General features: G+C 70.2%; 3 protein-coding genes. All 3 read right to left on the reverse strand.

Going from position 1 to position 12,580, the window contains the following annotated elements; genetic code table 11:
- Positions 1–32: 32 nt before the first annotated feature.
- The 3 genes from BTH_RS12055 to BTH_RS12065 all read right to left on the reverse strand — a co-directional run bounded on the left by BTH_RS12055 (position 33) and on the right by BTH_RS12065 (position 12,306).
- On the reverse strand, positions 33–4,175 hold the full coding sequence (locus BTH_RS12055) for a cytochrome P450 (protein ID WP_009894439.1): 4,143 nt from the start codon (positions 4,173–4,175) through the stop codon (positions 33–35).
- The gene (locus BTH_RS12060) at positions 4,172–10,585 is read right to left on the reverse strand and encodes an SDR family oxidoreductase (protein WP_011401604.1); all 6,414 of its coding nucleotides are present in this window, start codon (positions 10,583–10,585) and stop codon (positions 4,172–4,174) included. Before BTH_RS12060 ends, BTH_RS12055 begins: the two co-directional genes overlap by 4 nt.
- Positions 10,586–10,686: 101 nt before the next feature.
- A complete protein-coding gene (locus tag BTH_RS12065; RefSeq protein WP_161654621.1) occupies positions 10,687–12,306 on the reverse strand; it encodes an acyltransferase domain-containing protein in 1,620 nt (539 codons plus the stop codon).
- Positions 12,307–12,580 lie beyond the last annotated feature (274 nt).

Genomic DNA, 12,580 nt, shown 5'->3' on the forward strand with positions numbered 1-12,580 from the left:
CGTTATCGTTCCTCCACTTGTGCGCTCGCGCGTCATGCCGTCAGCGGATCGGCGAGCGCGACCGTTTCGGCCGGCGCGGCATGCGCGGCGTCGCTGTCGACGCGCGTGTCGTCGACACGCAGCAGCACGTAGCCGCGTGCGTCGAGCACCGCGAAGCGGCCGGTCGCGTATTCGACGACGCCGTCGGCCGACGCCGCCGGCAGGCGCGCGAGCTTCGCGGCGCCGATTCGCCACACGGACGGCGCGTCGGTTTGCGCGGCGCCCCATTCGGCGAGCAGCACGCGCAGCACGTGCTCGACATGATTGACGGGCAGGCGCAGCTCGAGCGGGAACGGCAGCGTCCACAGGCTCAGCACTGCGGCGGGCGGCACGCGGCCGATCCGCACGATGCCGGCCGACGCGTCGTCCGGCACGCTCCAGTCGCCCGCCGGCAGCAGCTCGCCGTCCCACGCGGCATGCGGCGCGCTCGTGAGCGGCGCCGGCTCGGGCTTCGTGTCGGGCGCGCGCGCATACGCGGCGCCGATCTGCTCCGGCTGCGGCCGATAGACGAGCGTCATGCTGAGCAGCTCGGCCTGCGTGCGCGCATCGCTGCAACGCACGTCGACGCACCAGACGTCGCCGATCATGTAGCCGGCCGCCTCGCTCGCGATCTCGACGGGCGCATCGCCCGCCGGCACGTCCGGCAGCGCGTCGAGCCGCAGCACGACGTTCGTCATCTCGCTCAGCTCGCGCGGCTCGCCCGTCGGCGGCATGACCCAGTCGCCGACCGCGCACGCATGCTCGAGCACGAGCGACGCGGGCAGCACCGCGCGGCCGTTGAAGCGGAACGCGCGCGCGTACGGCGCGACGGCGGGATCGATCGCATAGCGGCCCTCGAAGCGTTTGAACGGCCGAAACCGCACCGGCTCGCCGACGTGATGCCGGCGCGTGACGAGCTCGCCGATGTTCGGCAGCTCGCGGATCGGCTGGAAGCCCTTGATCTGCACGGGCGTCGGCGCGCGGCCCACCGCGCCCATGAACATCACCTCGCCGCCGCCCGGCGAGGCGAGCTCGCGCAGCCAGTGCCGCACGCCCTCTTCGACGTTCATCGGGCTCACGTAGCGCTGCGTGACCGCGAAGTTCGTGATCATCCCGACGCCTTCCCACGTCGGCCACACGAGCGTCTTCACGCCGCATGCGGGTGGCAGGGCGTGCTTCGCGGCCCAGAGGCCGAGGCGCGCGAGCGCCTCGTTCGCGGCCGCGTAGTCGGTCTCGCCCGTCATCCCGCCCCAGCGGCCCGTCAGCGAGCCGACGTTGCAGAACTGAGCGAGCCGCGGCCGCGCGCGCACCGCATCGCACAGGTTCGCGAAGCCCAGCACCTTCGTGCGCACCGTATGCGCGAAATCGTCGGCGCGCTTCTGGATCAGGCGCACCGGCTGATCGACGCCCGCGTTGTGGATCACGATCCGCAGCGAATCGCCCAGCTCGTCGCACAGCGCGCGCACGGCCGCACGATCGGTCACGTCGCACACGCGGTAATGGACCGGCAGGCCGAGCGCGGCCATCTCGTCGAGCGCCGCCTTCAGCTCGCGCCGGTGCTTCAGCCGCTGCAGCGACGCGCGGATCGCCTTCGGCGGACGTTCGGGCGTCGCCGCGCGCAGCTGTTCGAGCCCATAGCGCTTGAAGCCGGCTTCGTCGAGCGCCATCCACGGCTCGCCGCCGTCAGGCGGCGTCTCGCGCCCGGTGACGAGCACCGTGCAGCCGTGGCGCTCGGCGAGCGCGCGCGCGCACAACAGGCCGATCCCGCGCGCGCCGCCCGAGAACAGCACGGTGTCGCCCGGGCCGAGCGCCGCGCGCGCGTCGACCGCGAGCGGCGGCAGTTCGTCGCGCTTCGCGTGCAGCGTGTAGCGCACGCCGTTGCGATAACCGACCTCGAACAGGCCCCAGCGATACAGTTCGTTGACGACGAGCCGGTCGACGCGGCCGGTCTCGTCCGGCGCGATGTCGAGCACGCGCACGTTGCAGTTCGGCAGCTCCTGCGGCAGAGTCTTCGCGAGTCCGGCCCACAGGCCGCCGAGCGGCTGCGCGCCGGCGTCGTCGCCGTAACCCATCTGCCCGTCCATCCACGTGAGCGCGACATAGAAGAGCCGCGACGTGTCGTCCTCCGCCGCCCAGTCGCCATAGCACGCCTTCAGCAGCTCGACCGTGCGCCGCATCGGCGCTTCCCATGCGCTCGCGTCGTCGAGCGCGAACGGCGCTTCGAGCCCGAGATCGACGATGCCGTCGAGCGGCCCCGCTTCATTGACGAATGCCCGCGCCGCTTCCGCGTGGTCGGCGTTCGCGGCGGGCGCGAACACCGACACCTTCGCGCACGTCCGCGCCAGCGCCGCCGCGACGCGCTCGATCGTGCCGCCGCGTCCGTTGACGAGCGCGATGCGCTTGCCGCTCAACGCGGGCGACGGCTCGTCCGGCACCGGATCGACGGGCACGGGCCGCCACGTGAAGCGCCACGCGGGCACGCTGCGGGCGCTCGCGCCAGCGGCGGCGGCCGCGACGGGCGACGCCGCGGGGGGCGCCCCCGTGGCGGCCGACGTCGCGAACGGCAGCGGCGCGGCGGCGGCCGGTTCGTGTTGCCGGGCCGCCGCGCGCTCGACGGCGGCGGCCGCGCCGCCCGCATTCGCGTCGCCGGGCGCGCCGGCCTCCACCATCGCGGCGTCGGCGCTCACGCAAATCTCGTGCGCCGCATCCGTCATCGGACACACGGCGCCCGCCGCTTCGGCCGTATCGCCGAGCGGACGCAGCGCGCGCGCCGATTCGTGCTCGCGCACGCGCGCGAGATGGCTCTGCTGCCGCTCGCGCGGCTTCACGATCAGACGGATGCCGTGCACCGGCCGCAGCGAGATCGCCGCGCCGAGCTCGATCGGATGGCCGGGCAACGCATTCAGATCGAAATGCTGCGCGACCACCGCGACGAGCACGCGCATCTGCAGGAGCGCGGTCTGGAAGCCTATGCACTTGCGCATCCCGCCGCCGAACGGGAAGTAGACGAAGCGATGGCGAGCCGGCGCATCGCTCGCGAAGTTCTCCGGATCGAACGCGTCCGGATTGCGCCAGAACGCCGGATGGCGATGCGTGACGTACGGCGACATGAAGACCGACGAGCGCGCGGGAATCCGGTAGCCGCCGATCTCGTCGTCTTCGACGAGATCGCGCGTGAAGCCCCAGATCGGCGGGTAGACGCGCAGCACCTCGTCGACGACCTGCGACAGATACGGCAGTTGTTCGAAGTCCTGCACGGTCGGCGCACGGCCGCCGAGGCGCGCGTCGAGCTCGTCGCGCAACTGGCGCAGCACGGCCGGATGCTGCGCGAGCGCGTACAGCGCCCACGCAAGGCCCGCGCCCGTCGTCTCGTGGCCCGCGAGGAACACGGTCATCACTTCGTCGTGCACTTCCTGCTGCGTCATCGGCGCGCCGGTGTCCGGATCGCGCGCGTTCAGGAGCAGCGAGATCACGTCGCTCGGCTCGCAGCGCGCTTCGCGGTGATCGGCGATGATCTTCGCGATGATCGTGTCGATCGCGCGGCGCGCGTGCGCGATCCGGCGGTTGAAGCGCGTCGGCGCCCAGCGCGGGATGAAGTCGTTCATGTTGCCTTGCGGCATCATCGCTTCGATCCCGAAGCGCACCGCCGGGCCGACCGCCTCCGCGTGCGACGACACGTCGGTGTTGAACACCATCAGCCCGAGCATCCGGAGGCTCAGATGCATCATCTCCTCGACGACGTCCACCGCCTTGCCGGGCGGCAGCGCGCTCCAGCGATGCGCGAGCGCGAGCGCCGCGTCGCCGACCGCCGCCGTGTGCGCATCGACCTGCTTCTTGTGGAAGAGCGGCTGCACCGCGCGCCGGTGACGCCGCCAGAATTCGCCGTCGGTCGTGAGCAGGCCGTCGCCGAAGAACATCTTGAAGTTGTCGTAGAACCGCCCGCGCACGTAGTTGCGGTGATTCTCCTGCAGCACGTACTGGATGTGGTCCGGATGCGCGAGCGCATGCGTGACGAACGGGCCGAGCCGGTTGCGCGCGACGTCGCCGTATTGCTGGTGCAGCCGCAGCAGCATCGTGATCGGATTGCGCTTGTACGCGGCGAGGTTGCCCATCACGAGGCTGCCGCGCGGCCCCGGCGCCTGGCGGTGCTTGCTCATGCCGTCTCCCGCTCGGTTGCGAGGCGCGCGGCGAGCGCGTCCACCTCGGCCTTCGTCGCGTACGCGAGCGTCGTCCGGTGCACGTAGCCGATCACGACGCCCGACACGTCGCTCATCTCCATCAGCATCCTGCCGTCGGGGCGCACCGCCGCGAAGCGGTTGCCGCCGTGCGCGCCTTCGAGCGCGAACGCGCGGGGCGTCGCGTACAGGTCGATCCGGTCGTAGCGGCGCGCAAGCTCGCAGTCGTTGCCGCCTTCGTACAGATCGATCCGGCCGATCGAGACCGGCGCGGCGAGCGGGATGTAGTCGTTCGCGACGTAGTTCAGCACGGCGACGCGCGCGAGGCCGTCGAGCATGATGCTCGGGATGACGAAACGCGAGAACACGGCGTCGTCGGGGGCGACATTCAGCCGGTAGCGCGCGACCTTGCCCATCGCGGTGACGCCCGTGTCCACGGTCGACACGAACATGCCCGTCAGCCGCACGGGCGCCGATTCGAAGTGGTACGGATCGGCAACCGGCGTGCGCGGCTCGTCCGGGCGCATCGGCCAGAGGGGCGCACTCGGATGGCGCGGCGCGACGAGCGCCTTGATCTCGAAATGCAGCTTGTCCTGGACGAGCATCTGCCCGTTCGGCGCGAGCACGTCGCCGGTGATGCGCACCTGCACGACCGCCGCATCGCCCTCGCGGCCGACGACCTGCGCATGGATGCGCTTCGTGCTTGGCCGCTGCGCGTCGTACACGCGCAGGAAGTGGCGGAACGCGGCGTCTCGGAAGCCGACGACGCGCAAGCCCGGCAGCAGCTTCATCGCCGCCTCGGCCGCGAGCTCGGGCACGAACGTGCCGGGCAGCGTCGCGAAACGGTTCACGACGTGGTGTTGAAGATACGCGTCGGTGCGCAGATCGAAGATGCGCTCGAACGTCACGCTGTCGCTCGTGCGGCGCACTTCGCGGCCGAGATAGAAGTCGTGGCTCGGCGGCCGTGCGACGCGCTCGCGCGGCGGCTGTGGCGCACGCCCGTCGGGCGCATCGAGCACGGCCTGCCCGATCGGCGCGGGCTGCGCGCCGATCGGCGGCGGCACGGACTGCTCCGTTCGCGCGTGCGGCGCGCGCGCGGAGGCGGATGTGTGCTCGGCTACCTGCGCGTCGAAGAACGTCGGCAGATGCGTCTCGATCGCGCGCCGCTCGGCCGCGCCCAGATGCACGGAGCTCGCCGCGCGCTCGGACAGGTTGATCTCGCGCAGGAAGTGATGAATGCCTTCGTTGGTCCGCATGCTCGTGAAGAGCCCGCTCTTCTCGAGGAACGCGCGCGTGACGGGATTCGCGCCGAGCCCGACCGAGCGCCACAGCGTCCAGCCGATCGTGAACTCGTCGCGCGCGAGCGCCGCGCGATGGTAGGCGGCCTGCGTGTTGAGGAAATCGTTGCCCGATGCGTAGTCGGTCTCGCCCGCCTGCCCGGTGAGGCCGATGAACGAGCCGAAGTTGCACCACGCGCGCGGCTGCGCGGCGCCGAATGCGTCGCGCACGTTCCAGTAGCCGCGAATCTTGATGTCGCGCACCGCGACAAAATCGTCGAACGACTTCACGTTGACCGACGCGGAGCGATTCAGGCCCGCCGCGTTGACGACGAGATCGATCGGCTGGCCGGCCGCGGCGATCCGCTCGACCGCCGCGCGCACGCTGTTCGCGTCGAGCACGTCGGCGCGCAGATAGAACACCTTGTTCGGCCCGCAATACGACTTCATCACGTCGATGTTGCGACGCGCGGCGCGCGCGTCCACCTGGCGCTCGAACGCCTTGATGATCGCGGGCAGCGGCAGGCCCGGATTGAGCGCCTTCTGCTCGCGGATGTAATCGGGGCGACGGCGCGCGAACGCTTCGTCGCTGCCGGCGAACACGTCGGGGCCGTATGTGTCGAGCGCGCTGCTGCCGATCAGATAGATCGTCGGCTGGAAGTGCTCGGCGACGGCCTTCATCAGTTCCGCGGTGATCCCGCGCGCGCCGCCGAACGCGACCACGACCGAATCGGGCCCGAGCCGCGCGAGGCCGTCGGCGGGCAGCTCGCCCGCGTCGCGCGTCACGCGCGGCGTGAGGCGCCGGCCGCCGCACAGTGCGACGACGGGCAGCAGATGCTGCGCGCCGCTCTCACGCTCGGCCCGCGCGACGCCGTGCCGGATGTCCGCATCGTCCGTCAGCACCGCGAGCGCGCGCGCGTTCGGCAGCTCGATCGCGAGCGCCTTCACGAGGCCCGTGAACATCCCCGCGTCCGGATGCAGCACGTCGTCCTTCACCGCGTCGAGCAGCAGCGCGATGAACGAGCCCTGCTGCGCGACGCTGTCGTAGCACTGCTTGAGCGCGAGGAATGCGAGATCGTGCAGCCGGAGCCGCTCCGGCGACGGCGCCGACAGGCGATCCGGCGCGAGCGCGCTCGCGTGCAGCGACGTCAGCAGCCGCACGTGACGCGTGCCCGACGGAATCAGCCCTTGCAGCGCGCCTTCGTCGAGCGTGTCGACGACTACGAGCCGCGCGCGCGCGAACGCCGCCGCACGCGTCGACAGCACGAGCAGATCGGCGGGCAGCATGCCGATGCCGTCGAGCAGCTCGGGCGCATCGGTCACGACGACGCTGCCCGCAGGCAGATACGCGATCGCGCCCGCGCCCGCATGCCACGGCGTTTCCTGCAGGTCGATCCGATAGCGGGCGACGCCGAGCGGCTCGCCATCGGCGGCCACGTCGGTCGCTTTCAGCGTTGCGGGAATCGGCACGCGCTTGTCGGCCGAAGCGGCGGTAGCCGGTGCGGCCGTCGCGGCCGACGCCGGCGGCTCCGCGTGCACGGCCGTCGCGAGCGGTGCGACGGGATGCGCCGACAGCGCCGATGCGGCGGCGGATGCCGGCAACGGCTCGGAAAGGTGAGAAGAAACGGGAGCCGGCGACGCCGTTGCCGAAGCCGTCCCGCCGCGCGCGCTGTCCGCGCATGCCGGCGGCGCGCGGCGCGCGACGCGCAAGCCGAAGCGCACCCGATCGCGATCGTTGCCGAGCGCGACCGACACGGCGTCCGCATCGCCGACGAGCGCGCGCAGCACCGCGAGCGCGCCGTCGGCGCCCGCGTACGTGACTTCGCTGCCTTGCGCGTCGCGCAACGCGTGCGGCGACGTGGCGGCGACGGAGTCCGCGAACTCGCGGCCGCTCTCGACCCACGCGAGCACCTGCAGCCCGGCCGCGTCGGCCTGCGCCTTCGTCGTCACCGCGAACAGCACGATCCCTTCCGCGAGCGGCCGGCCGAACGCCGGCTGCACTTCGTCGGCCGAATTGCCGTTGATGCCGCCGACGATCACCATGTCGAGCTCGCCGCTTCTCAGGAAGCGCGACGCGACTTCGAACGCGGCGAGCGTCGACGCATGCCCGGCGTCGACCGTCATGTTCATCCCGTGCAGGTCGTGATAGTTCGCGACGCGCGCCGGAATCACGTTCGGCATCATGCCGGGGAACGAATTCTCGGTTGTCGGCGGCACGAGGCGCTTGACCTTTTCCGCGACGCGCGCGAGCGCGTCGTCGAGCGGCGCGCGCGATGCATCGTCGAAGCACGCGCGCACCGCGGTCGCGATGTCGTCGACATAGCAGCGGCTCGCGTACAGCGCGGCGTTGCGCGTCGGGCCCATGTGTCCCATCACGACGCCGATCGCGTCCGCATGCGCGCTCCAGTAGTCGCGCAACTGCTCGCGCATGTCGTGCGCGGCGTCGAGCGCCATCAGCTGGCAGCGGTCGAGCGCGCGCAGCACCGCGGGCGGCATCCGCACGCGATCGAAGCTCGGCAGCGGATACGCGAGGCCGAAGCTCGCGCCGGGCGCTGCGCCCGCGCCGTTCAGCCATGCGGCGATCGCGTCGCGGCCGTCGAGCCCCGGGAATTTCGCGGACCAGCCGACGATCGCGAGCGGCTCGCGGCTCACGCGCGCGGCGGGCTTCGATGCGCCCAGGTCCGGCCGATACTCGCCGACGATCAGATGGCCGTTCGTGCCGCCGAAGCCGAAGCCCGACACCGCGGCGACGCGCGCCGCATCGGCCTTGCGCGGCCAGTCGACCGCCTGCGTCGGGATCGTGAAGCCGCTCGATTCGATGTCGAACTCCCGCGGCGGCTCGGAGAACCGGTGCTGCGGCGGAATGCGGCCGTGCTCGAGCGCGAGCAGCACCTGGATCAGCGAGACGACGCCCGCCGCCCATCCGGTATGGCCGACGAGCGACTTGTTCGACGTCACGTACACCGGCCGGTCGCGCTTGAGCTTCTCGCGCAGGCTCTGGAACTCGGCGAGGTCGCCCGCGGGCGTGCCGGTCGCGTGCGCGACCACCCAGTCGACCGATTCCTTGCGCACGTCGGTCTGCCGATACGCGCGCTCGATCGCGATGCTCTGGCCCGCCGAATTCGGCGCGTAGATCGCCTTGCCCTTGCCGTCCGACGACGAGCCGAACGCCTTCAGCACCCCGAGCACGCGGTCGCCGTCGGCGAGCGCGCGCTTCAGGCGCTTCAGGATCACGACGCCCGCGCCGTCGGCGAACAGCACGCCGTCGCACGCCTTGTCGAGCGGCCGCACTTCGCCGCTCTTCGAAAGCCCGTGCAGCTTCGAGAACAGGATCGAGCCGCGCGGCGCGAGCGCGAACGCGCCGCCGCACGCGACGACGTCGTGCTTGCCGGCGAGCAGGCTCTTGATGCCGAGGTCGACCGAATAGAGCGACGACGAGCACGCGGTGTCGACCATCATGTATTCGGCGTCGTCGGGCAGCACGCCGCGCATCGCGTTCAGGCCGACGCGATGCGGGAAATACTCGGACAGCTCGCCCGTGCCGCGCGCATAGCGCGCGCGCAGCACCGCATCGATCTGCGCGATGCGGCGCTCGCGCTCGTCCGGCGGTGCGCCGGCTTCGTCGAGCGCCTCGCGCAACCGCGCGCGCATCGCCGCGAGCACCATCCCTTCTTCCAGATGCTGGCTGCCGTCCGCCGTGTAGCCGACGAGGAACGACGTGCGATCGCCCGCGCGCACGCGCACGCCGTCGAGCGCCTGGCGCAGCGAATGGCGCAGCCACAGGGTCGTCAGCTCGTCCGGCGCGGCGGCCGCCTCGATCTCGGCGCGCAGCCGCGCGTCGGGCTCGAAATGCTCGATGAACACCGAGCGCGATTGGTAGCTCTTGTCTTCCGCCGACGTGTCTGGCGAATAGAACGATCGGTAATCCCAACGATCGGGCGGCACGTTGCCGAACAGCTCGGGGCCGTTCAGCAGCGCGCGCCAGAACGCCTCCGGATCGCTCGCGCCGGGCAGCGCGACGCCCATGCCGACGACGGCGATTTCATCGGCTTCGTCGCCTGCGTCGGCGGCAGCGGGTGCCGCCGGCGATGCGCCGATTGCGGCGCAAGGCGTCGACGCATGCACGTCATGCGACGCGGATGCGCTTGCATCGGCGGGCACGCGCGGAGTCGACGCAGGCGCCGACTCCCCCGACTCCGACGAGGCAACCGCGTCCGGCGCGACCGAGGCCGCGCCCGCGCTCGGGCGGCTCGGAAACGCCGCGGGCCCCGCCGGCGTGTCCGGCAGCGACGCGCCGTCGCCGCCCGCCGCCGGCCGCACACCGCGCCACTCGCGCCGCGGCGACAGCGCCTCGCTGCACAGCGACAGCCCGCCGTCCGCGACAATCACCTGCCCGGTGATCCAGCGCGCCGCATCGGATGCGAGGAACAGCACGACGTCCGCGAGATCCTCGGCGGTCGCGAGGCGGCCGAGCGGCGTCGCCGCGATGCTCGAGCGCTTGGTGTTCTCGGGATCGGGAAACTGCGCGGCGACGTCGCCGTCGATCAGCGTCGACGACGCGCCGTTCACGCGAATGCCGAGGCTCGCGTACTCGACGGCCAGGTAGCGTGTCAGCGATTCGAGCGCGGCCTTCGCGGTGCCGACGACGAGATAGTTCGCCGGCACGAGCGTCGAGCCCACCGACGAAACGTTGACGATCGCGCCACCGCCCGCGCGCGCCATCAGCCGCGCGGCGCGGCGCGCGCACCAGAACGCGCCCTTCAGATTCGTGTCGAGCGCGCGGTCGAAGTGCGCGGCCTCGATGTCGTCCACGGGCAGCAACGCGCCCGAGGCCGCGTTGTTCACGAGAATGTCGAGCTTGCCGTACTTCGCTTCGATTTCGTCGAACATCCGCTCGACCTGCGCGGGCTGCGCAACCGACGCGCGCACGACGTCGACCGTCGCGCCGAGCGCGCGCAGCTCGGCCGCGGTCTCTTTCGACGCGTCGAGCGAATGAAAGAAATTGACGATGACGTGCGCGCCCTCTTCGGCAAAGCGGCGGCAGATCGCCTTTCCGACGTTCTTTGCCCCGCCCGTCACCAACACACGCTTCCCCAACAAATAGGAATTCGACATAAATCGCAGTGGTCAGGATTACCAAACATTCGGACGAGACTCTCCGTCTGATCCGGCCCTCTCCTCTCGTTATTCTCGTGGCGCGCGGTGCGCGCGGCGCTTCAGTTCGTGACGAGCGCCGCCGCCTGGCCTTGATGCTCGTAGACGAAGTCGACGATCTGTCCCATCGCCTTGAAGTCGCCGGCGCGGAAGTTCGCCGGCAGCGGCGGCAGCCCGTAACGCGCGCTGATCCGCTGGATGATTTCCGTCTGCTTGACCGAATCGATGCCGAGCTCCGCTTCGAGCTCGACCGTTTCGGTGAACACCTCTTCCGGGTATTCCATCGCCTCCGCGTAAATCGCGACGAGCTCGGCGAAGAGCCGATCGCGCGGCACCCGCGCCAAGGCGGCGGCCGCAACGGGCGCGGCCGCTGCCTGCGCGACCGGCGCTGCGGGCGCGACCGGCGCGGCAGATGCGACCGGTGCGGCAGGCGCGACAGCCTGGGCCGCGGCCGGCGGGACGCCGGTCGCGCCGGACGGCGCGTAACCGGACACGAAGCCGCGATCGGTCACGATTTGCGGCGCGGGCGTCGCTTGCAGCCCGCGCGCGTCGAAGAACCGCTTGAGCTCGCCCTTGATCTTGTCGACGATCCCCGGACCACTGTTGCGCCAGAACTCGTCGAAATCGAGTTGCAGATTGCTTGCGCGAATGTCGTCGTTCATGACACTACCCCCATTGAAATATGCGAGAACGTTCTCCAGGCCGGCGAGTTCGCCTCCCGCGCTCGACGCGCCCGGAAAAGTCTTGGCGGCGCCGGGCCCCAGCGCGCGCACCGAGATCCTGCTGAGCGCGTTCAGCGCCCCGCACTCGACGAACGCGCCAATGCCGGCGGCTTTGAGTCTTGCGACCCCATCTCCGAACCGGACCGGCAACACGAGATGGCGCGCGAGACACGCGCCGAGATCGTCGGCAGCCGCGTAATAGCGATTCAATATCGGCGAATAAACCGGATATTCGAGCGCTTTATTTTTATAAGCTTTCAAACGTCGTCCAAATTCGATTCGCGCATTTTCCAGATCGTCATGATGAAATGCATAAGGCGAATTCAATATTTGCGCGGAGATATTGTTTCGAGCGCAGTGGGCGGAAAATTCGTCGACGTATTCGCGCGCGCCGGACACGACGGTCTGCGACGCGTGATTCTCGACCGCGATCCGCACGCGCCCCGCGCGGCCGTCGGGCGCGCCGCGAAAGCATGCGGCCAGATGCGCGCGCACCGCGTCGGGCGACGCGGACACGGCCGCCATCCGGCCGTCGGCGGGCGCGGCTTCGCGCAACGCGTCGATCCGGTCGCAGACGATATCCGCGCCTTCCTCGATCGAGAACGCACCGGCGCACGTGAGCGCGGCGATCTCGCCGAAGCTGTGGCCGACGAGCACGTCGGGCCGCACGCCGCGCGCGCGCAGCGCCTCGAAACACGAGATGGACGTTGCATAAATCGCGAGCTGCAACAGATCCGGCGCGTATTGCAGCAGATCCTCGACACCGATGTGCTCGTCCCATATAGTCGCGAGCAACGGGCGGCGCAATCGCCGCACCGAAACGGCGTCGATCGCCTGCATGGCCCGCTGCACCACGGGATACGCGCCGCTCAATGCCCGCGTCGCGCCCGCATAGAATGCGCCTTGCCCGGGAAACAGAAATGCCACTTGCGCCATGAAATTGCCTTTGCCCACCACCAATGCCGAACGGCCCGATGTCGATCGGTCGAGAGCCTCCCCAGCCTCCAGGTGAATATTTATTCGATTACGCATCGCGGCGGCGATATGCAACCCTTAATCCATTAATGCATTGGCGTAAAGTAACATACGCGCTTACACACCTATGTTCGCCAAACTACACATCTTCTGTGCGCATTTACGCACCGAATACGCATGACATCGCGCCGCGGACTCGAACCAAAAGTCAAAGTCGCGACAATATTTGTTAAATATCTTGAATTAAACGACTGAAAAT

The organism is Burkholderia thailandensis E264 (assembly GCF_000012365.1).
GTDB classification, from domain to species: domain Bacteria; phylum Pseudomonadota; class Gammaproteobacteria; order Burkholderiales; family Burkholderiaceae; genus Burkholderia; species Burkholderia thailandensis.